Annotated in this window: 15 protein-coding genes and 1 pseudogene; 12 read left to right on the top strand and 4 right to left on the bottom strand. The window is 60.6% G+C overall.

Annotated elements, in window-relative coordinates:
- The first annotated feature begins 78 nt into the window (after positions 1–78).
- From RWK44_RS12855 to RWK44_RS12910, 12 genes and pseudogenes are all read left to right on the top strand, one after another.
- Complete coding sequence (locus RWK44_RS12855) at positions 79–408, top strand: hypothetical protein (RefSeq protein WP_221946757.1); 330 nt, start codon at positions 79–81, stop codon at positions 406–408.
- A gap of 187 nt (positions 409–595) precedes the next feature.
- Positions 596–1,324: a response regulator gene (locus tag RWK44_RS12860; RefSeq protein WP_026158848.1), complete on the top strand. Its 729-nt coding sequence runs from the start codon at positions 596–598 to the stop codon at positions 1,322–1,324.
- On the top strand, positions 1,321–2,853 hold the full coding sequence (locus RWK44_RS12865; protein WP_132614112.1) for an ATP-binding protein: 1,533 nt from the start codon (positions 1,321–1,323) through the stop codon (positions 2,851–2,853). The genes RWK44_RS12860 and RWK44_RS12865 overlap by 4 nt, the downstream gene beginning before the upstream one ends.
- 342 nt (positions 2,854–3,195) lie before the next feature.
- Positions 3,196–3,330 carry a hypothetical protein gene (locus RWK44_RS12870; protein WP_260685545.1) on the top strand — a complete coding sequence of 45 codons (135 nt, stop codon included), beginning with the start codon at positions 3,196–3,198 and terminating at the stop codon, positions 3,328–3,330.
- A 189-nt stretch (positions 3,331–3,519) separates the two neighbouring features.
- Positions 3,520–4,731, top strand: coding sequence for an efflux RND transporter periplasmic adaptor subunit (locus RWK44_RS12875; RefSeq protein WP_316028888.1), 1,212 nt, complete (start codon positions 3,520–3,522; stop codon positions 4,729–4,731).
- A 9-nt stretch (positions 4,732–4,740) separates the two neighbouring features.
- Complete coding sequence (locus RWK44_RS12880) at positions 4,741–7,887, top strand: efflux RND transporter permease subunit (RefSeq protein ID WP_316028881.1); 3,147 nt, start codon at positions 4,741–4,743, stop codon at positions 7,885–7,887.
- Positions 7,888–7,976: 89 nt separating this feature from the next.
- Positions 7,977–8,396: a DoxX family protein gene (locus RWK44_RS12885; protein ID WP_316028882.1), complete on the top strand. Its 420-nt coding sequence runs from the start codon at positions 7,977–7,979 to the stop codon at positions 8,394–8,396.
- Positions 8,397–8,680: 284 nt separating this feature from the next.
- Positions 8,681–9,610 (top strand): XdhC family protein, encoded by a 930-nt coding sequence (locus RWK44_RS12890; protein ID WP_222011542.1) that lies wholly within the window; start codon positions 8,681–8,683, stop codon positions 9,608–9,610.
- 421 nt (positions 9,611–10,031) lie between these two features.
- A complete protein-coding gene (locus RWK44_RS12895) occupies positions 10,032–10,691 on the top strand; it encodes an ABC transporter ATP-binding protein (RefSeq protein WP_131641876.1) in 660 nt (219 codons plus the stop codon).
- Positions 10,688–13,090 (top strand): ABC transporter permease, encoded by a 2,403-nt coding sequence (locus RWK44_RS12900; RefSeq protein WP_316028883.1) that lies wholly within the window; start codon positions 10,688–10,690, stop codon positions 13,088–13,090. The genes RWK44_RS12895 and RWK44_RS12900 overlap by 4 nt, the downstream gene beginning before the upstream one ends.
- Positions 13,080–14,150, top strand: coding sequence for a lipocalin-like domain-containing protein (locus RWK44_RS12905; protein ID WP_131665768.1), 1,071 nt, complete (start codon positions 13,080–13,082; stop codon positions 14,148–14,150). Before RWK44_RS12900 ends, RWK44_RS12905 begins: the two co-directional genes overlap by 11 nt.
- 808 nt (positions 14,151–14,958) lie before the next feature.
- Positions 14,959–15,959 (top strand): annotated as a pseudogene (locus RWK44_RS12910) (IS30 family transposase).
- A 406-nt stretch (positions 15,960–16,365) separates the two neighbouring features.
- Here the strand turns inward: RWK44_RS12910 and RWK44_RS12920 are convergent.
- From RWK44_RS12920 to RWK44_RS12935, 4 genes are all read right to left on the bottom strand, one after another.
- Complete coding sequence (locus RWK44_RS12920) at positions 16,366–17,823, bottom strand: HlyD family type I secretion periplasmic adaptor subunit (RefSeq protein ID WP_131665649.1); 1,458 nt, start codon at positions 17,821–17,823, stop codon at positions 16,366–16,368.
- Complete coding sequence (locus tag RWK44_RS12925) at positions 17,820–19,964, bottom strand: peptidase domain-containing ABC transporter (RefSeq protein ID WP_131665648.1); 2,145 nt, start codon at positions 19,962–19,964, stop codon at positions 17,820–17,822. Before RWK44_RS12925 ends, RWK44_RS12920 begins: the two co-directional genes overlap by 4 nt.
- Before the next feature lie 43 nt (positions 19,965–20,007).
- Positions 20,008–20,316 carry a hypothetical protein gene (locus tag RWK44_RS12930; RefSeq protein ID WP_003549393.1) on the bottom strand — a complete coding sequence of 103 codons (309 nt, stop codon included), beginning with the start codon at positions 20,314–20,316 and terminating at the stop codon, positions 20,008–20,010.
- A gap of 73 nt (positions 20,317–20,389) precedes the next feature.
- On the bottom strand, positions 20,390–21,622 hold the full coding sequence (locus RWK44_RS12935; protein WP_131665647.1) for a GTP-binding protein: 1,233 nt from the start codon (positions 21,620–21,622) through the stop codon (positions 20,390–20,392).
- Between the last annotated feature and the right edge of the window lie 6 nt (positions 21,623–21,628).

Here is a 21,628-nt window from a genome sequence, read left to right on the forward strand (position 1 = left end):
TGGCGCTCCCATGTAGAAACTTGTCCCATGGCGGCATGCGCCGGCCGGATCCGTCTAATAATCGAAGCAGGCACCCGCATGCTCCGGGGCATTGGTCATGATCTGCGCACGGCGCTGACGCGGCTGAAACTGCGCGTGGAGCGGATGGGAAAGCGGTCAGAAGGACGCCTGCTCTCCGATATCGATCGGATTGAGAGCCTGCTCGTCGAGAACCTGAATTATCCTCGAAACGACTATGCGACAGAGACAGTTGAGCTTATCGACGTCGCAGGCATCTTGCAAACGGCCTGCAGCGAATTCGCCGTATCGGTCACGTCGTCCGATACACCGAGCCAAACAGGCTTCTTGCCAGAAGCCGGCCACTTTCCATTGCACGCGCGGTCATCAATTTTACGACAACGCCGTTGAGTTCGCAGCCGTGGTCCCCATAATGATCCGGCAAGCGAAGGGAGGCGTCCGATCCCGAGGCGGCCATTTCAGATCCTTTAGGACATGTGAGAAAATGGCTGTGACCGAACCGCTGTGAAACTTTGATACACTTTTTTCGATGCGAACCGCGCTCTCTTCTGTAAAAATAGCTCAAGAGGTTATGCAGATGCAGAATTCATCGCATGTCGTGGTTGTCGACGATCACAGCGATATCCGAGATCTGGTTCGACAGTATCTCGAGCAGCAAGGCTACAAGGTGAGCGTGGCAGAAAGCGGCGCGGCCCTTCGACGCCTGCTCGAGCGCGAGCGCCAGGTGGTGGACCTGATCATTCTCGATGTCATGATGCCGGGCGAGGACGGATTGAGCGTGTGCCGTCAGGTGCGTGCCGCGACAGACATCCCGATCATTTTTCTGACCGCATTGGTCGAAGATACCGATCGAATCATCGGACTGGAACTTGGCGCTGACGACTACGTCGTGAAACCATTCAATCCCCGCGAGCTCCTTGCTCGCATCAGAGCGGTGCTTCGGCGCGCGAGCAATCCGCTGACACAGCAGCGCATGACACAGCAGCAAAGGGCCGTCCGCATCGGCCAGTGGCGCGTCAACATGGGACGTCAGGAAATTTCCGGTAGCGACGGCGTTGGAATACCCTTGAGCACTGCCGAATTCCGTCTGCTGAAAGTCTTCATCGAAAGGCCCGGCCTGATCCTGAGCCGCGAACAGCTGCTTGATCTGACCGTCGGCAGGACGGCCGACATCTTCGATCGCAGCATCGACAATCAGGTGAGCCGGCTTCGCAAAAAAATCGAAGAGAACCCTAAAAATCCGTCGATCATCAAGACGCATTGGGGCGGCGGCTACAGCTTGGCTGCCGAGGTGGCGTTCGAATGAACCACCTCTGGAACAGAAGCCTGGCGACGCAACTTATCGCGTTTACGCTTGCGGCTTTGATCATTTCCCAGGCGCTGACATTTCTAATCTCCTGGAAGGAGCATTCCAAAGCTCTCGACGCTGCAGCCAAGAGCGAATTCCTCAGTCGAGCGCGCACGCTGACCCGACTGGTGGAAACCGTACCGCCCGAATATCAAAAGCAGGCTCTGCTTGCGAGCGAGACGAGGGACTCGCGTTTTTGGGTGAGCGATCGTGAAGCGGAAGACCCCGCCGCCTGGCGCCTGACGGCTGCCGCCGAATTTTCCCGGCCTCTGGAGAATTTCGTGGACCTCGTCAGGATCTTTCAAGATGGCTCAGCCAGGACGCAGGTCCCTGATGCGAAGAGGGTCGCAGCGTCGAACGGCGGTGAGGGATGGCGCGTTCCAATGCAGAGCCTCTGGGCGCTCCCGCAGCCGATCAAATATGTCTATTTCGACGGCTCGCGGGGCTATGGCCTTGTCATCAAGGTCGATGAGAGGACCTGGCTGAACGCAGCCTTCTATATGCGACAGACTGGAGGCTGGTGGACCTCCACGTCGCTCGCCTCGCTCAGCCTGACGGCACTCATCCTGGCTCTGCTCGGCGTGTTCTTCGCCAGCCGCATATCAAGGCCGCTGCGACATCTTGCGACCTCGGCCGAAGCCTTGGGGCGGGGAGAAAACCTGCCGCCGCTTTCGGAAGAAGGACCGGAAGAGGTCCGGCGCACCGCCGAAGCCTTCAACAAGATGCAAGGTCGGCTGCACCGTTTCCTTGAAGACAGAACGAAGATGCTGGCCGCGATCGGTCACGATCTGCGAACGCCCCTGACGACCTTGAGACTGAGGACCGAATTCGTGCAGGATCAGGAGATCCAGCGAAAAATGCTGTCGACGATTGATGAACTTCAGGGCATGACCGAGGCCGCCATTTCTTTTGCGCGTGGGGAATCGACGGAAGAGGAAACGCGCGACATCGATCTGGAAGCGCTGGTTGGAAGCATCTGCGACGACCAGTCCGATCTTGGCAAGCCTGTCAGTTTCGTCGAAGGCGTGAAAATGTCCTATCGCTGCCGGCCTGATGGTCTCAGACGCGCCGTGCGAAATCTCGTCGAAAACGCCGTGCGATATGGCGGAGAGGCGCGGGTCTTCATCCGGCACACGGCTGCGACCATCGACATCGTCGTCGAGGACCGCGGTCCAGGCATTCCCGACCTTATGAAGGAAAAGGTGTTCACGCCGTTTTTCCGGCTCGAGGCTTCGCGCAATCGCGACACCGGCGGGATTGGACTTGGCCTATCGATCGCGCGTGCTGCAGCCAGGCAACATGGCGGTGACATTTCCTTCGCAACAGGAGATGGCGGCATGCAAGCCGTTCTTTCTCTGCCACGCGATGGCCGTGTGGAAACGCCTGCTGTCCCCAAGGGGCGCGACTGGAAATCCCTGCGCGGGTCGATTGGGCTCCGTGCCCCGAACCTTGCCGAGAAGCCGACAAAGCCGCGGACGCAACATTGATCTCGGCGCCGTTGCACCTCCATCGTCACCCTCGGCAGGCGGCAGCCACCATCCACATTCATGCGTATCAATCGAAAGTGCACCTTGGACAGCTATTCTGGTAGCGGTGCCGCAGCCTCGCCGCTCATGCTGCGACACTTGATTACATTTTGACTCGTCTGCGGCAAAGCTCTGCGACAAGGCCGAACTAACCTTCCCCTTATCAAGCACAAGGCGCGAACAAGACGCGCGTCTTTCAATCGTCGCTTCGACGATCGTCGGTTGGCCGCCCTGCGCTTCCAGCCCCCGATGGAGACCACGGGCCGATCGACCGACGCGCGATCAACATGGAAAGGAATGGTCATGGCAGATCAGAACAACAGCTACAGAGTCGAACAACACAGCATTTCGGCGATCGCCAGAGGAGTGTTGGCCGACATCATTCTGTTTGCCTCCCTCATCTCACTGACGGCCGTCATCAGCCTCGCGGGCAATTGATGGTGGTTGATACACTTGGTTACAGTTTTGGTCGCGTTCGGCACACCCGTGCGACAGAGCCGGCTTAATTTCGCGCCGATCGCGATCCTGGTGGGGCGCAAGGGCGCCCGCCTCGCGTGAAGACCGTTCACAGCCGCGCAAAGGTGTTCGATGATGCGAGCCAACTGCTTTTCGACCGTCTATGTTGCCATGATTTTTTGCCTCCCGGCCCTGCTTTCAAGTTGCAACGCTGACGTGGTGGCACAGGAGCGGCCAGCTCGTTCAAAACCTGAAGTCAGCGCGCAGACCTTGCATCGCCAGGCAGTGACACTGACGACAGAATTGGCGGGCCGTACCGGTGCACAGATGGTTTCGGAGGTCCGCCCTCGCGTGTCCGGCATCATTCTCTGGCAAAGTTTCGATGAGGGCGGCTTGGTAAAAGCCGGAGACGTCCTTTACGAACTTGACCCCATGCCGTTTGAGGCCTCCTACCGCAATGCCGAGGCTGCCGTGCAGCGAGCCGAAAGTGCCCTTCCGAGCGCCCGAGCGCGCTCGCAGCGCTATGAGAGCCTGAGTGCGAGCAGTGTCGTCAGCCGCCAGGATTTCGATGAGGCACGAACACAGATGCTGCAGGCCGAGGCGGACGTCGCCGCTGCCAGGGCAGCTCTTGAAACCGCCCGCATCGAACTGGAATATGCCAAGGTCCGCGCCCCGATCAGCGGGCGTGTGGACGCTTCAAATGTGACCGAGGGTGCGCTGGTTACCGAAGACCAGGCGTCGCCAATGACGACGATCCGCCAGACGGACATCATCAATGTCGACCTTGTGCGCTCGAGCGCCAGCCTTCTCGCGCTCAACAAGGCACTCGCGTCGCAGGATATCAAGCCACAGGAAGGCTCGGTGACCGTCGAACTCCGGCTCGAAGACGGCAGCAAATACGGCCATCCCGGAAAGTTGCAGTTCCGCAACGGCGCCGTATCGCAAACGACCGGCATGGTTCTGATGCGCGCCGTCTTCCCCAATCCGGAAGGCGCGCTCCTGCCCGGGATGTATGTGCGGGCACTCGTTGAAGACGGCTATGTCGAAGATAGCGTGCTCATTCCGCAGCGCGCGGTCTCACGCAATAGCCGCGGAGAGGCCACGGCGCGTTTCATCAGCGCCGACGGGAAGATCGAGGAACGTGTTCTGGCCGTCGAGCGCGGCATCGGCAACAATTGGTTGGTGACCGCTGGCGTCGGGGAGGGTGATCGTGTCGTCGTCGAGGGCCTCCAGAGGGCGGCGATCGGCGAAGAGGTCCAAGTCACCGCAGTGACCGTCGATAACGAGACGGGGGAGTTCGTTGCCGTCGCCGAGGCGGGTCGGCCATCTGCAGGAAAACCCGCAGAGGTTTCCGTGCGGTTGCCTGACGCCGTAACGCGGTGAGGCGGCGCCATGTCGCGTTTCTTCATCAGCCGCCCGATCTTCGCATGGGTGCTTGCAATCGCCGTCATGATGACAGGCGCGATCGCAATCACGACCTTGTCCATATCGCAGTATCCGCAGATTGCTCCCACATCGGTTCGCATCACCGCCAATTATCCGGGCGCCGACGCGAAGACCGTCGAGGACTCGGTGACTAAGGTGATCGAGCAGGGCATGACGGGCATCGAAAATCTGGACTATGCGTCCTCGAACTCATCCTCCACCGGCGAGGCGTCGATCACATTGACCTTTACGAGCGCCGCCGACCCCGATGTCGCACAGATGCAGGTCCAGAACAATCTCCAGCTCGTCCAGGCACGTTTGCCGAGCGCGGTCCAGGACACGGGGCTGACGGTATCGAAGTCGACGTCCAGTTTCTTCCTGATCGCCTCCTTCCTGTCTGAGGACGACAGTCTGTCCGGAACGGATATCGCCGACTTTGTCGACAGCTCCCTCATGGACTCGTTGCGGCGCGTGCCAGGCATTGGCGAGGTGCAACTGCTTGGCTCCTCCCGCTATGCCATGCGCATCTGGCTTGACCCCGACCGGCTCGCCCAGCATGGGCTTATGGTCACTGATGTGACGCAAGCGATCAGAGCGCAAAACACGCAGGTGGCCGCCGGTCAATTCGGGGCTCTGCCGCAGCGGCAGGGCCAACAGCTCAATGCCACCGTGACTGCGGGAAGCCGTCTCCAGAGCAAGGAGCAGTTCGAGGCAATCATCCTCGCGCGCGCTTCCGATGGCTCGGTCGTGACATTGAATGACGTTGCTGAGGTCGAACTTGGCTCCGAGAGTTATACCACGAGCGGAACCTATAGCGGTCATCCCTCCGCAGGCGTCGGCTTCCGCCTGGCGGCCGGCGCAAATGCGCTTGAAGCTGCAGAGGCGGTGCGCGCCGAGATCGAAAGCTACAGAGGTAGCTTCCCCCCAGGCGTAGAGGTCAAATATCCCCTCGACACGTCTCCTTTCGTGCGCCTGTCGATCGAGAGCGTCGTGGTGACATTGATCGAGGCTGTCATCCTCGTCTTCATCGTCATGTTCGTTTTCCTGCAGAACCTGCGCGCGACGATCATCCCGACGCTTGCGGTACCTGTGGTGCTGTTGGGGACGTTTGCTGTCATGGCTGTGTTCGGATACTCGATCAACACACTCACCATGTTCGGCATCGTTCTTGCGATCGGCCTTCTCGTTGATGACGCGATCGTCGTCGTCGAGAATGTCGAGCGGGTCATGGAAGAAGAGGGGCTCGGACCGCGCGAGGCGACCTTGAAGTCCATGGGTGAAATCAGCGGCGCCCTGATCGGTATCACGACCGTGCTGTCGGCGGTTTTCATCCCCATGGCCTTCTTCTCTGGTTCTGTTGGAATCATCTACCGGCAGTTCTCGATCACTATCGTCTCGGCAATGGTGCTTTCCGTGCTGGTGGCCCTGGTTTTCACGCCGGCGCTTTGCGCCACGATCCTCAGGCCGCCCGGATCCGGATCCGAAAAGGCCGCGCCGTTTCGCTGGTTCAATGCCGGCTTCCAGAGGTTCACCGCACTTTACCGGCGCGCCACGCTTTCGATCGTCCGCCGGATCGGCGTGGCGCTCGTCCTGTTTGCGGCGCTATCGGGCGCGACCGTCCTGCTTTTCGCGAGGTTGCCGACCGCTTTTCTGCCAGAGGAGGACCAAGGCAGACTGATGACCTCTATCCAGCTTCCGCCGGGAGCGACGGCTGACCGGACGCGGCGGGTGCTGGACCAGGTGCTCGAATACTACCTGACCAGCGAGGCAAGCTACGTCGACGGCGTATTCGGCGCTACCGGCTTCAGCTTCGGTGGCCAAGGTCAAAATGTTGCGACAGTGTTCGTCGCTTTGAAGGATTTCGATCAGCGCTCGGAACCCGAAGCCTCTGCGCAGGCGATTGCCGGACGTGCGATGGCAGCCTTCGGCGCAATTCGCGATGCGCGTGTCATTGCCTTGTCGCCACCCGCCCTGCCGGGCTTCGGAAACAATAGCGGCTTCGATTTCTTCCTACGTGACACCGGTGGCGCCGGGCATGAGGCGCTGATGGCGGCTCGCAACCAATTTCTGAGGACAGCTGCGGCGAATGAGAGGTTGTCGGGCACCAGGCCGAATGGCCAGGAGGATACACCGCAATATTCCGTTTCGATCGATCGTGGGCGGGCGAGCGCGCTCGGCATTACGCTTTCCGATATCGATGCGACGCTGTCGACGGCTTGGGGAGGCAGCTATGTGAGCGACTTCGTCGACCGCGGGCGGGTCAAACGTGTCTATGTCCAGTCTGATGCGTCTTTTCGCATGCAGCCTGCCGATTTCGATCGCTGGCATGTCCGCAACGATCGCGGGGAGATGGTGCCGATTTCGGTCTTCTCGACAGGACGGTGGGATTACGGCTCGCCGCGGCTTGAGCGATACAATGGCGTGTCAGCGGTACAGCTTCAGGGCGCGGCGGCCGTAGGAATAAGCTCAGGTCAGGCGATGGCGGAGATCGACCGCATGGTGGGAGAGCTGCCTGCGGGTTTTTCGCACCAATGGACGAGCCTTTCGGCTCAGGAACGGCTTTCCGGCAATCAGGCCGCATACCTCTATGCCATTTCCGTCGTGGTCGTCTTCCTGGCGCTTGCGGCGCTCTACGAGAGCTGGACGGTGCCAGTCTCCGTCATGCTTGCCATTCCTGTCGGAGTCTTCGGGGCACTGGTCGCGGCAAGTACTTTCGGACAGGCCAATGACGTCTATTTCAAGGTCGGGCTTTTGACGACGATCGGTCTTGCGGCGAAGAACGCCATCCTGATCGTGGAATTTGCCATTACCGAGGAAGCCGGCGGGAAGGGATTGGTGGAGGCGACGCTTGAGGCCGCGCGCCAGCGGTTGCGGCCGATCCTGATGACATCCTTCGCTTTCATCCTTGGCGTCCTCCCGCTCGCCATCGCCGACGGCGCGGGTTCCGGTTCCCAAAACTCGATCGGTATAGGTGTCATGGGCGGCATGATATCGGCGACGGTCCTCGGCATATTGTTCATCCCCATGCTCTTCATCGTGACCCGGCGATTGTTCAGCCGCGGACCGCATCCCAAGCCTTACGCGGATGCGGGAGTAAGCGCTCCCGCCGAATAGAAGAGCATATCGACCGTCGGCGAGCGGCGCCCGCGAAGCCGCACTCTTCGACTTTCTTGAATACGCTTCGCCAGATGAGGATCACGAACATGCAGATGGCATTTCTCCATGGCGCCGCGCCGCAATTGCTGAGCGTCCTGCGCATCATCGCCGCCACATCATTCTTCACGCATGGAATAATGAAATTGTTCGGTTGGCCGGCGCCGTTCGAATACCCGCTGAATGCGCTGCTTCTGGCGGCCGGCTTTCTTGAAGTCATCGGTGGTGTGCTTCTGGCGATTGGCCTGTTTTCTCGCCAGGTCGCTTTCCTGCTCTCCGGCCAGATGGCCTTTGCTTATTTTATTGGACACGGTTCACAAGGCTTCTTTCCCGCCCTCAACGGCGGCGAGACCGCAATGTTGTTCTGCTTCCTCTTCCTCTACATCGCTGCCGCCGGCCCGGGACCATGGAGCCTCGACGAGGTGGCTTCGAAGGCGCCTCCCGTGCAGCAGGCAGGTCCGTCTAACTGACTTTTGCGGGCGAAGTGGCGCTTGATTTATGTCATCGACGGTCCGCTGAGGTTCTCCGCGGGCGAGCGCGCCCTCCGCGGATGTGTGACAGATTGATACAAAGTGCGCGATCACTGACAAATCCATCAGACAAGTTCGCGCTAGATTTCGGTCGGACCGGTTCCTTCATCCCCCACAACCAAGGACCGGGTTCCCCCGCATCGGCAGCCTGACCCCACGGTTGCCGATGCCCCCTTCAAGACGAAGAAAACCTGCCGTTGCTCCGGACCTCGAGAGGATCTGATATGAACGAGATGGTAGCCATCACCCCGCTTCCTGCACCCGTCCAAGCGAGGATGTCGGACGATTCGTCAGAGATTTTTCGCTTTGCCGTTGAATGCTTCGATCGAGGAGAGGTTGCGATCGCAACACTCGTCGACATTCGAGGCGGGGCGGCTCGCTCGTTGGGTTCGTTGCTTGCGGTCGCAGTTGACGGCAGCTACTGCGGCTATGTCTCCGGCGGCTGTGTGGAGGCTGCGGTTGCTTTCGACGCACTCCTTGCGATTGCCGAGGGTCGGGATCGCATGGTGATGTTCGGCCAAGGCTCTCCCTTCTTCGACATGGCCCTGCCGTGCGGCGGCGGCATCACCGTTGCAATCCATGTCTTGCGCGACATTTCTGCGATCCGGCTTGTCCTCGAACGCCTGGAACGGAGGCAGCCGGTTGGCCTTCGTTATGTGCCGTCCAATCAGTCTCTCGTGGCAGTGGATCCGCCTGTTCAATCTGGTTGGTTTGAAGACGAGTTTCTGTCGGTATTCCTTCCGCGAACCCGCATCCTGATCTCGGGTCGTTCGCTCGAGGCGCGGGCCACGGCGCGCTGTGCAACGATCCTGGGCTACGATGTGATCCGGATCGAGAACGGCAATCCCCACTATGTCGCGAAAATGATTGACGCCTTCACGGCCGTGGTGCTTTTGCATCATGATCTCGAGGCTGAAGCGCCGCTTCTCGGACTGGCGCTCAGCTCGCCGGCGTTCTACATCGGTGCCCTGGGCAGCATGAAAACGCACAGCAGGCGTGTCGAATTGCTGACGAGATCTGGTTTTGCCAGGACCGACATCGATCGCATCAAGGCACCGATCGGGCTGTTCGGCCCGGCGCGCGACGCGACCTCCCTTGCCCTTTCGGTGCTCGCCGACATTGCCGCGATGAGGCAAGGCATCCGTGAGTCGTGAGGCCATTGATACGAGCCCGCCTCCGGCACTCTTGCCGGCCCCGATAGAAAGCGCCGATTGTCAGATCTGCTGTCCGTCTCCATCATGCTGTTGGCCGCAGGCACGGACGAGGGATGATCCGATCACGATTGCAGCCAGCCGGCACGAATGACATCATGCGTTGGAGTAGCGACCGTCATAGTGTCCAGCGGCACCCTCGGACGCCAGACATACGAGGCGGCAGCCCGCGTTGAGCGGTAGCTCGGCTCTCGCAAGGTCCACATTTCAGGCTGAACTTGACCGCTTATAGTGGCTAGTGATCAAGCAATGACAAGGAATCTCCTGTTTTTGTGCTGTCGCACGGATCTTGCGATCCCTCTCGAAAGTTCTTAGGTGACCCGAGGTCTTTGCATTCTGCAAACCCCGTGCTCGAGAGACCGAAATGATCCTCACCCTCGCAGGCGTCAGAAAATCCTATTCCACTGCCGAGGGTCCGATCGAAATCCTGAAGGGCATCGATTTGGAAGTCGCTGCGGGCGAAAGTGTTGCGCTCACCGGAGAGTCCGGCAGTGGCAAAAGCACATTGCTGCATCTGGCAGGCGGGCTCGACCGTGCAGACAGCGGCTCTGTCGTGATGGATGGTAGCGATCTGGCGCTATCTGCAGAAACCGAACGGGCCCGATACCGGCGAACGAGGGTCGGCCTGATTTTTCAACAGTTTAACCTCATCCCATCCCTGAGCGTCGCAGCCAACATTTCATTTCACGCCAAGCTTGCAAACCGGTACGATCACGCTTGGGAAAGGCAGTTGATCGAGGAACTGGGGCTGGAAGAATACACCGCCCGATATCCCGAGCAGCTTTCCGGAGGGCAACAGCAGCGCGTTGCAATCGGGCGAACATTGGCTGCTCGACCTCCTCTCATCCTTGCGGACGAGCCAACCGGCAACCTGGATGAGCAGACGGGCGATGCCGTCCTCGATCTGATGCTCAATCTCGCCCGGACAGTGGGATCGGCTCTGCTTCTCGTCACTCACTCCACGAGGCTTGCTGCTCGTCTGGACCGGACGGTGGTCCTTCGCGGTGGGAAGATTGCCGAATGAACTTCGTTGCATTCGTAGCCCTGCTGTCACACTGGCGTCGGAGACCTCTCCAGCTTCTCACACTGGTCATGGGGATTGCGCTTGCGACAGCGCTCTGGTCCGGTGTTCAGGCTATCAACGCCGAGGCGAGAGCGAGCTATACCCGGGCAACATCAGTTCTTGAGCAAGGCAACCTCCGGCAGATCGTTGCCAAGGACCGTGACGGCATAGCGACTGAGGTCTATGGCAGCGTGCGTCGAGCGGGTCTGAATGTTTCGCCCGTGATTGAGGGCAGCTACCGCTTCGGAAGCATAAGGGTCCGTTTGGTCGGCATCGAGCCTCTGACGATGCCAAGGGACACCCAGAATGCGACGATCGCCAGCGGTTCAGATCTATCCGCCTTCTTTTCAGCCAGCGGACAGTTGCTCGTGTCGAGCGCAACTGCCGAGCGGCTTCGTGGCACCACGAACATGAGCATCAAAATCAATGGCAACGTTCCCGACGGCGCTGCCTTCGTCGATATAGCGGTCGCCGATCGATTGCTCGAGAAGCACGGAAAAATCGACCGCCTGGTGGTCGCAGCCGATCAAAAGATTTCCCCCGAAGCAATCGATCAGGCGAGATTGGCGATCCGCGAACCGGCGGAACAACCAAACGTCGCTCGCCTCACCGACAGCTTTCACCTCAACTTGACCGCCTTCGGGTTCCTATCGTTCATCGTCGGGCTCTTCATCGTGTATTCGGCCACCGGCCTGAGCTTCGAGCAGCGTCGAGGCACTTTTCGTACACTTCGATCGCTTGGTGTCTCCCTTCGAGCATTGACCACGATGCTCCTGATCGAGCTTTCGATGCTGGCGCTGATATCCGGGTTGATCGGCGTCATACTCGGCTACGTCATTGCATGGCTTCTGATGCCGGGTGTCGCCGCCACCCTCAGGGGCCTCTATGGCGCGAATGTGTCAGGCTCGCTTTCCATTCGGCCGGAATGGTGGTTGGCTGGACTGGCAATTGCTCTCGGAGGAACCGCTGTCTCGTCAGCTCAGAGCCTGTGGCGGGTTTGGAAGCTGCCGATTTTGGCTGCCGCCCAGCCGCGGGCGTGGGCGAGACAATCCGCTGGGTCCCTTGCCTATCAGGCGGGAATCGGCGGATTTCTGCTGGTCTTGGCGGCTGTCCTTGCGATTACAGCGTCCGGGCTGGTAGCGGGCTTTGCGGTTCTTGGCTGCCTGCTTCTGGGAACAGCTCTGATCCTGCCTGGACTTCTTGCGGTCATCCTGACCGCAGCGCAGCGAACGGCGCGGAGCGCCCTGATGGAATGGTTCTGGGCAGACACCCGCATACAGCTTCCCGGCCTGTCGCTGGCTTTGATGGCTCTGCTACTGGCATTGTCGGCGAACATCGGCGTCGGCACGATGGTATCCAGTTTCCGGCTGACGTTCATCGGCTGGCTGGATCAACGGCTGGCCGCCGAGCTTTACGTGACGGCCAAGGATGAAGAGGAAGCTGCACGGCTCCGAGCCTGGCTTCCGCAACGCTCGACGGCAGTCCTGCCCATCTGGAGTGTGGACGGTGGGGTGCTTGGCGAACAGATCCAGATCTTTGGTGTCGCGGACGACCCAACTTACCGAGAGCACTGGCCTTTGATTGCGTCCGACAATGACGTTTGGGACAAGGTCGCCACCGGTCAGGGCGCCCTCATCAACGAACAGATGTGGCGTCGCGGCGAAGCCAAGCTCGGCCAGCCATTGGTCATGCCTGGAGGTTGGAGTGTAACCGTGGCCGGCGTGTACTCTGACTATGGGAACCCGAAAGGGCAAGTGATCGTCGGGATCAATACCCTGGTCGATCATTACCCCGATGTCCCGAAACTTCGCTACGGGGTCCGAGTGGCTCCCGAGCGAGCTCAGGTTCTCAAGCGCCAGTTGGTCGAGGAGTTTGGTCTGTCGGATACCGCGATCGTTGACCAGGCTTCGCTCAAGCGACAATCGAGAGCGATCTTCGACCAGACATTCAAGGTGACGGGCGCGTTAAACGTCCTCACTCTTGCTGTGGCAGGATTTGCCATGTTCTCAAGTCTTCTGACACTGTCCGGTATTCGGCTTCCTCAACTGGCGCCGGCGTGGGCCATGGGTGTGCGGCGACGGGATCTGGCGCTTTATGAGGTTGCCCGGACACTTGCGCTCTGGTTCACAACATTTGTGGCGGCCGTCCCGGTCGGTCTTGCCCTGGCGTGGGTACTACTTGAGATTGTGAACGTGGAGGCCTTCGGTTGGCGATTGCCAATGATGGTGTTTCCAATGGATTGGCTTTGGCTGGGAGCAATCGCCTTCATAGCGGCATCGCTGTCGGTGCTGGTGCCGGTTCGGCGTCTGGCCTCGATTAATCCTGCGGACCTGCTGAGGATTTTCGCCAATGAACGTTAGAAAGTTGGCGTCCCTCCTGATGGCGGCAGCTATGATCTGCATAAGCGGTCAGGCGTTCGCACAGGGCTTCGCCGGATTGGGATCGGATGCGCAAGGTTTCGCGATCCCGGAGCGTGGCAATGGTCTTTCTTTCCCCACCGACCACGGCGCTCATCCTGATTACCGCATTGAGTGGTGGTATGTGACCGCCAATCTCAACGGTGATGATGGCAAGCAATATGGTGCGCAGTGGACGCTGTTTCGCTCTGCGCTGGCTCCAGGAAACAAGACAGGTTTCGCAGATCCGCAAGTCTGGATCGGGCATGCAGCGATCACCACCCAGGGCCATCACTATGTTGCGGAGCGCTTGGGCCGGGGAGGCGTCGGGCAGGCGGGCGTTCAGGCAACGCCTTTTCGCGCCTGGATAGACGACTGGCGGATGGAGGACACTGAGCAAAGCGGCTCGGACACCTTTGGCAACCTTTCAGCCTTCGCCGACGGGCCGGACTTCAGATATACCTTAAACCTCAAGGCCAATGGGCCACTCGTTCTTCAGGGTGACAAAGGCTTTTCGGTAAAGTCGGCGAACGGACAGGCGAGCTACTACTACTCACAGCCTTTCTATGAGGTGGCGGGGACGATCACGACGTCCGGATCGCCGGTTAAGGTCACCGGCAAAGCTTGGCTGGACCGGGAGTGGTCGTCGCAGCCGCTTGCGTCCAATCAGACGGGCTGGGACTGGTTCTCACTGCACCTGAATTCCGGCGAGAAACTGATGGCTTTCCGCCTTCGTGACGACAAGGACGGGTTCATCTCCGCGAACTGGATATCCGCGGACGGGCGAACGACACCTCTGTCGAAAGATGACATCCAACTGCAGCCAACTCGGAACGCAACCGTCGATGGCCGCCAAATGCCGGTAGAGTGGCGTATACGCGTGCCGGGTAAGTCACTCGATATCACGACCAGACCGTTGAACGACCAGTCCTGGATGGCGACTTCGACGCCTTATTGGGAGGGACCGATCAACTTCAGGGGCTCTACGTCAGGCGTCGGATATCTCGAGATGACCGGCTACTAGCTGTTACCTTTCACAGGGTAACAGCTCCTCGTTCAAGGTGCGAGCTCGCCAGCCCTTCGGCAAATTCCTGCAGGATCGACCGGAGTCAGGCCTATTCAGTAAGCGTCCGGTGGTGTGTTGATCAGCGTTTCAGGGGTTGATCCGTCTGAATGGATCGGGCGGCCAGGCGTTGACGAAGGTCCTGAAGCTCTCGTTCGCCGGCGTGTCGGCTCCCGACCTGCCGGGGACAGCGGCCGGCGAGCGGGCAGCCGATGCCGGCCGGCCTTTGATGTAGCATGGCGGGTGGGCGGGACGCGTAGTGGTCTTTGCTGAGGCGATGCGGCGTGTCGGTATCGGCGAGCTGTTGTACGACGGCGAGCTCGAGCGAAGAGCATGAGCATGTTTTCCTTGAGCGAGCGCCGAGAGGATTTCATCGCAGATCAAGAGCTTTGGATTAACCAGCAGCGCGCGGGCGATGGCTATACACTGGCGCTCGCCGTCCGAAAGCTGCTTGGGAAGCGGTCGAGATAGTCGGAGCGCAGGCCGACATTTTCCAGCGCGGTTTCAAGGGTCTTTCGTAGACTTCGATACCAAAATGGTCGAGCGGACGTTCGAGGACCGCCCGGATGCGGCAGTGGGGGTTGAGCTACGCAATCCGCGAAATCCATTTCCAAATGACCGTAAGTGACGTCGGCGCGATCGACGTGGGCCTAACACTCCAGTGATGTTCCATAATATCCGTTACGCCGCAAATGCGTGTAGCCGGGGTACATTCTATTTCCAAGTGCGACATGCCAGAAAAACAATGGCTTCCCTTTGGAGATTTTGGATGTCTCGATGCTATTTGCAATTGACCCTCGCCGACCGGCGCCGTCTGCACCAGCTTGTCGAACGTAAGGTGCCGGTCAATGAGATGGCGCGCCAGCTCGGACGACACCGTTCGACGATCTATCGCGAGATCCGGCGCAATACGTTTCATGATCGCGAACTCCCCGAATATAGCGGCTATTACTCGATGGTTGCCAACGACATCGCCAAAGACCGGCGGCAACGCCTGCGCAAGCTCAGACGGCATCCGCAATTGCGCGAACTGGTCGTTGACAGATTGCAGGCCTCCTGGTCGCCCGAGCAGATCGCTGGCCGCCTATGGGCGGACGGCCTCAGTGTCGTTCGGATTTGCGCCGAAACGATCTATCGCTTCGTCTATGGCAAGGAAGATTATGGGTTGGGTCTCTATCGCTACTTGCCCGAAGCGCGCCGCAAACGCCGTGCTCGCGGCGCCAGGAAGCCACGCGACAGCGTGTTTCCTGGAGCCTACAAGATATCGCAACGGCCTGATTTTATTGAGGATCGATCGCAGTTCGGCCATTGGGAGGGCGACCTGCTGATCTGCCGACGTGATATGGCTCCCGCCAACCTCACCTCATTGGTCGAACGCAAAAGCCGCTATACCGTGATGATCAAGAACCAGAGCCGGCACTCGCGGCCGATCATGGACAAGATCATCGAAGCATTCTCTCCTTTGCCGGCATTCGCACGCCAGAGCTTCACCTTCGACCGCGGCACGGAGTTTGCCGGATTCAGGGCTTTGGAAGATGGCATCGGCGCTCGCAGCTGGTTCTGCGATCCCAGCGCACGTGGCAGAAAGGCGCAGTGGAAAACACCAACAAGCGCATTCATCGCTTCATGCCAGGCGAGACGGACCTGACGGCCGTCTCGCAACATGACCTGATCCAGCTCGCCCGTCAGCTCAATGACCAGCCGAGAAAGTGCCTCGGCTATCGAACGCCGGCCGAGGTCTTCCTCACACATTTGCAAGACGGGGCATGATCCCCTACCCTCAAAACGGCATGATGCGCTTGGGACAGATTCTCCACCGCAAAGCTAAAGTGTCCTGTTTATTCAAAGTTGGAATGTCACTTTCCCCGGGTTTGATGACGGTGGAGATTGCGGATGGGACTGATAGCGCTGAGCGAGCGCGACCTGCAGCGGATCGAGATTTTATGAGGTCATCGACGGTCGGACGACGCTGGTCTCGGCGGCGCATGTTATGAACTTAAGCACACGACACGTTCGCCGGCTGTGATCCGGACGAGCGGCCTCGATGCTCTCGCGCTTCCGAGGGCAAAATCCGACTTCACCGACATACGGACAGGTCAGGCGTAGCTATGAGATGCGAAATATCTGCCTCGAAGCTCACTCGGGATCTCGTCGGGGCAAACTGATCCGCCGCGTTCTACGGTTCGCGTATTGCGTTATCGAGGCCACGCAGCAGCGGATACAGGAAATAGGAGATCACCGTACGGTTGCCGACCTTGATTTCCGTGGACACGGTCATGCCGGGCAGCAGCCGTACCGGCATACCTGCGGCATTCAGCCGGGTATCGGCAAGCAGGATCCGCGCCTTGAAGAAGGGGGCGGCCGGCTGGCTCGGGGTCTCTGTCTGCTCCTGTTGGCCGGTGAGGAAGGTGTCCTGGCTGATGGTTCTCACCTCGCCCGAGGCGGTGCCGTATTTCTGGAAGGGATAGGCGTCGAGCTTGATGCGGGCTTCCTTGCCGACGGCGACGCGGCCGATGTCGCGGGTGTTGATCGAGACTTCGGCTTCGAGGGGCACGTTGATCGGCACCAGCGTCACGACCGGTTCCGCCTCGCGCACCACTGAACCGACCGAGCGCTGGGCGAGATCGAGCACGACGGCATCGGCGGGTGCGGTCAGCGCCACCATGTTGCGGCGCAGTTCCATCTTTTTCAGTTCCTCGTCAGCCATGTCGCGCTGGCCGCGCAACTCCACCAGCTGCTCCATTGCGGCGCGGCGGAAATCCTCGATGAAAGCCTGGCGGTCGGCTCGGAGCTTGGCATAGGTGTGGGCGGCCTCGTCGGCCCGGCCGCGGACGGCGGTCAGGTCGGACTCGACGTCGAGGCGGGCGTCACGCGAGCCGAGCAGCGTGATCAGCGAGCCGCTCTGCTTGTTATAGAGCCGCTCCCGCGCTGCCTCGATCTGCGAGAGCCCATCGCGCCTGTCGTTGAGCACCGCCTCCTGGTTCCTGCTCGCCGCAAGAGCGGCTGACTGGCCGGCGATCTGCTGCTCGAAATTCTGCAGCTGAGCCATGTAGAAGGCCTGTCGCTGGCCGAAGAGCTGCGCCTGCAGCACCTGGTCGGGCGTATCTCCCGCCATCTTCATGTAGTCGTCGCCGGCAAGCTCGGCCTCGATGCGCCTCACCTGGGCGTCGAGGGCGGCGAACTTCGCCTGCTGCTGGTCGACATCGGCCTGGCTAAACGTGGCGTCGAGGGTCGCGAGCGTCTGCCCGGCATGCACCACTTCGCCGGCCTTCACCTCGATCGTGCGGATGATCGAGGTTTCGAGCGGCTGGACGACGATCGTCGGCTGGGTGGTGACGAGCTTGCCGGGCGCAATCACCACCTCGTCGATCGACGAGACCGAGGCCCAGATGATCGCGGCGGCAATCAGCGCCGTCACGCAGTAGAGCGTCATCCGTGCAATGCGCGGCGGAGCGCGTTCCTCCAACTCGACGGCGTCGGACTGGAATTCGGCAATTGCAGGCGGCAACGGCGGGCGGGCGGTGAGCTCCCTGCCCTTCCCTGAGGGGCCCTTGCCTGAAGGGACCTTGTCTGAAGGGCCATTGCCTGAAGGGACCGGCAGGTTTTCGCTGGGTTTTCTGGTGTGCGCGTTCATGCGACCTGCCTCATCTGCTGGGACCACAGATGGCGATAGGTCATGCAGCGCGATACAAGCTGATCGTGCCGGCCGATATCGGCGACCTTGCCACGATCGATGACGAGAATGGCATCGGCATCGACGAGCGTCGAAAGCCGGTGCGAGACGATGATGACGGTGCGGCCGGCAGCGATGCGGCTCAGATTCTCGCGGATGATCGCCTCGCTGTCGGGGTCGAGCGCGCTCGTCGCCTCGTCGAAGATCAACAGCTTCGGATCGGTGATCAGCGCGCGGGCAATGGCAAGCCGCTGCTTCTGGCCGCCTGACAGGTTGGAGGCGTTTTCCTCCAGCATCGTGTCAAAGCCGCGCGGCAGGCGCTCGATGAACTCCTCGGCGCCGGCGATGCGGGCGACTTCCATGATCTCCTCGATGCTGGCATCGGGCTTGGCGGCGGCGATATTCTCGCGCACCGAGCCACGAAACAGGAAACTATCCTGCAGCACGACGCCGATGCTCGTTCTCAGATGCACGAGGTCGATCTCGCGGCTGTCATAGCCATCCATGCGCACGAGGCCTTCCTGGCTCTGATAGAGCCCCTGGATGAGCCTTGTGATCGTCGTCTTGCCCGAGCCGCTCTTGCCGACCACGCCGAAGAGGCAGCCCGCCGGAATGGCGAAGGAGACATTGTCGAGCGCCGGCGCGCTATCCGGGCCGTAACGGAAGCTGACCCTGTCGAATTCGATGCGGCCCTGCAAATGCGGCCGAACACCTCGCCCGCGGCCCGCCTGCTCCGGCCGCTGGTTCATGATCTCGCCGAGCATCCGCACGGAGAGCGCGACTTCCTGATATTCGTGCACCATGGTGACGATCTGCACCAGTGGTCCCGAGACCCGGCCGGCGAGCATATTGAAGGCGACCAGCGCGCCGATCGTCATCGCTCCGCTAAAGACATCGAGCGCGCCGAGGCCGATGATGGCAACGCTCATCAGCTTCTCCAGCAGTCCGGTCATCGCCTGGGCGATGGTCGAGATCTTGTCGACCCGGAAACGCACGGAGATCGACTGCGCCGAATAATCGTCCCACACCTTGCGTTGGCGCGGCTCCAGCGCCAGCGATTTGACGGTGCGCATGCCGTGCACGGTTTCCACCAGCAATGCCTGCCGGTCGCCTTCGGCCTGGTAGAGCGCCTGCAACCGGCGCTGGAACGGCCCGACGAGCATCATCACCACGAGCCCGACGAGGGCGGCGAAACCGAGCACGACAAGCGTCAGCTTGACGCTGTAGAGAAGCAGAATCGGCACGAAGACCAGGAGCGAAACGCCGTCCAGGAGCGTGAGAAAGAGCCGGCCGGTCAGGAATTCGCGGATGCGCCCGGTCTGCTGCATATGCTTAACGAGAACGCCGGCCGAGGCCTGCTCGAAGAGCGCGATCGGCAGGTTGAGCAGATGGCCGAAGGTGCGGGTCGCGACGCGGATGTCGATCCTGTTCGTCGCATAGAGCAGCAGATAGCGGCGCAGGAAGGTGAAGGTCGCGTCGAAGACGAGCGCGATCGCAATGCCCGCCGTCAAAACCGTCAGCGTCGCATAGCTCTGATGCACCAGCACCTTGTCGATGACGAGCTGAAAGAAGATCGGCGTCGTCAGCCCCAGCCCGTAGAGCACGAAGGCGGCGAGCGCAACGTCGCGGAAGAAGCTGCGCTGCTTGATGATCTCGGGGACGAACCAGCGGAAGCCGAAGGGCCGGTCCTCATCGGACATGCGATAGTTGCGCTTCAGCAGGATCACCGATCCGAGCCAGGCCTTGGCGAACTGCTCTTCGCTGAGCATCATCACTTCGGCACGTGATGCCAGCGGGTCGAGAACGCGGATTCTCTCATCCTCCCCGCTCCCGACAGCGCCGGCGATGACCACCCAGTTGCCGTTCGTCAGCTCGGCGAGCACCGGGAAGGCCTCGCCGAGTTGGAACAGGGATCGCCAGTCGAGCGTCAGATGCCTTGCCCTGAGGCCGGCATCCTTGGCCATGCGCAGCAGCTGCCGCATGGCAACGGGATCGTTGCCGACGGCATAATCGTGCTGCAGTCGTTCAGGAGCAAGATCGACGCCGTGATGACGCGCGACCAGTGCAAGACAGTGCAGGTTGGTATGCAGAAAACCACTCATGGCCCACCCGAAACAATACGAGACCGAGGCAATATTTGTTTTATCAGTTGAAGTTCGGCGAGGCGTTCGAAGCGCCGGCCTGCACCGTCTGAATATCGGCAGCAGCCGCAGCTGGCATATCGCCGATGCGACGGACCGCACCCGCCTCGACTAACCCGCCAAGCGCCTTCTGCATGAGATCGACGGCATTGGCGAAGGCATCGACCGGCATGATGATGCGCTGGCGGAAGACCGGCTTCGGATTGTTGTTGGCGTCACGATCGGTGGCCGAGAGCGACATCAGGTCGATGCGTACGATCGTTCCCGTGATGGTGATCTCGCCGATGCCATCTGCATAAAGTTCGTTGCTCATTGTTCTCTCCTCTGGTTGATAATCAAAACCTGTTCACCTTTGAGTCGACACATCGGATTATCCGAAAACCGCTTCACACTTTTCGGTCCGACGCGTGAGTATCGTGCCGCCATGCCGGAAACGGATCGCGAAGGCCGATGGCGGTCTGCGGATCGAAACCCGTCTCCTCCCCGGCCAGGCAATCGTCGAGCGCGGCACGGATCGCCGCCTCGTCGAAGCCGGAGCCGATGAAGACCAGTTCCTGACGACGGTCGCCCCAGACATCGTCCCAATGCCGGTCAAGCAACTGGCGGAATTGCGGATGCCGCGGCCAGTGCGCCCGCGGCACCGAGGCCCACCAGAACCCCCTGTTCTCGATGCGGCATTGCGTGCCGGCAATCGACAGCAGGCCGATCTCGTCCGGCCGGGTCGCCAGCCAGAAATGCCCTTTCGCCCTGATGATGCCAGGCAATGGCTGCTCGATGACCCGGCTCAGCCGCGCGGGATCGAAAGGCCGGCGGCTGCGATAGACGAAGCTCGCAATGCCGTATTCCTCGGTCTCCGGCACGTGGTCGCCCCAGCCGTAAAGCTCCTTGTGCCAGAACGGATGGCGGGCGGACTTCGCCTCGCTGAAGAGCCCGGTATCCATGATCGCGCGAAGCGGCACCTGGCCGAAGACCGCCTCGATGATGCGGGCATCCGGATTGAGCGCCGCGACGACCCGGCGAACCTCCGAGAGCATTACAGGCGGCACATCGCCTGCCTTGTTGATGATGACGACGTCGGAAAATTCGATCTGCTCGACGAGGAGTTCGACGAGCTTGCGCTCATCGTCCCCGTCACGCCTTTCGCCGCGATCGGCAAGGAACTCGGCGCTCTGGTAATCGGCGAGAAGATTGACCGCATCGACGACGGAAACCATGGTGTCGAGCCGCGCGACATCGCAGAGTGCTGCCCCGCTGTCGTCGCGGAAGGAGAAGGTGGCTGCGACCGGCAGTGGCTCGGCAATGCCGGTGCCCTCGATCAGCAGATAATCGAAACGGCCGGCGCTAGCGAGCCGGCGAACCTCGCTCAGGAGGTCGTCGCGCAGGGTGCAACAGATGCATCCATTGGTGAGCTCTACCAGTGTCTCGTCCGTGCGCAAGAGGTCTGCACCGCCCTCGCGCAGGAGATCCGCATCGATGTTGACCTCGCTCATATCGTTGACGATGACAGCAACCCGGCGACCCTCACGATTGCTCAGGACATGATTGAGGACAGTCGTCTTGCCGGCGCCGAGAAACCCGGCGAGAACCGTTACCGGCAATCTGTTGTCTGCACCCATCATCGATCT

Origin of the sequence: Rhizobium sp. 25PS6, from assembly GCF_032464655.1 — a bacterium.
In the GTDB taxonomy this organism is placed as follows: domain Bacteria; phylum Pseudomonadota; class Alphaproteobacteria; order Rhizobiales; family Rhizobiaceae; genus Rhizobium; species Rhizobium laguerreae.

Bases quoted from the DNA above. Each gene is read 5' to 3' on its own strand.
- RWK44_RS12855 (WP_221946757.1), top strand. From the start codon at position 79: ATGCTCCGGGGCATTGGTCATGATCTGCGCACGGCGCTGACGCGGCTG.
- RWK44_RS12860 (WP_026158848.1), top strand. From the start codon at position 596: ATGCAGAATTCATCGCATGTCGTGGTTGTCGACGATCACAGCGATATC.
- RWK44_RS12865 (WP_132614112.1), top strand. From the start codon at position 1,321: ATGAACCACCTCTGGAACAGAAGCCTGGCGACGCAACTTATCGCGTTT.
- RWK44_RS12870 (WP_260685545.1), top strand. From the start codon at position 3,196: ATGGCAGATCAGAACAACAGCTACAGAGTCGAACAACACAGCATTTCG.
- RWK44_RS12875 (WP_316028888.1), top strand. From the start codon at position 3,520: ATGATTTTTTGCCTCCCGGCCCTGCTTTCAAGTTGCAACGCTGACGTG.
- RWK44_RS12880 (WP_316028881.1), top strand. From the start codon at position 4,741: ATGTCGCGTTTCTTCATCAGCCGCCCGATCTTCGCATGGGTGCTTGCA.
- RWK44_RS12885 (WP_316028882.1), top strand. From the start codon at position 7,977: ATGCAGATGGCATTTCTCCATGGCGCCGCGCCGCAATTGCTGAGCGTC.
- RWK44_RS12890 (WP_222011542.1), top strand. From the start codon at position 8,681: ATGAACGAGATGGTAGCCATCACCCCGCTTCCTGCACCCGTCCAAGCG.
- RWK44_RS12895 (WP_131641876.1), top strand. From the start codon at position 10,032: ATGATCCTCACCCTCGCAGGCGTCAGAAAATCCTATTCCACTGCCGAG.
- RWK44_RS12900 (WP_316028883.1), top strand. From the start codon at position 10,688: ATGAACTTCGTTGCATTCGTAGCCCTGCTGTCACACTGGCGTCGGAGA.
- RWK44_RS12905 (WP_131665768.1), top strand. From the start codon at position 13,080: ATGAACGTTAGAAAGTTGGCGTCCCTCCTGATGGCGGCAGCTATGATC.
- RWK44_RS12920 (WP_131665649.1), bottom strand. From the start codon at position 17,823: ATGAACGCGCACACCAGAAAACCCAGCGAAAACCTGCCGGTCCCTTCA.
- RWK44_RS12925 (WP_131665648.1), bottom strand. From the start codon at position 19,964: ATGAGTGGTTTTCTGCATACCAACCTGCACTGTCTTGCACTGGTCGCG.
- RWK44_RS12930 (WP_003549393.1), bottom strand. From the start codon at position 20,316: ATGAGCAACGAACTTTATGCAGATGGCATCGGCGAGATCACCATCACG.
- RWK44_RS12935 (WP_131665647.1), bottom strand. From the start codon at position 21,622: ATGATGGGTGCAGACAACAGATTGCCGGTAACGGTTCTCGCCGGGTTT.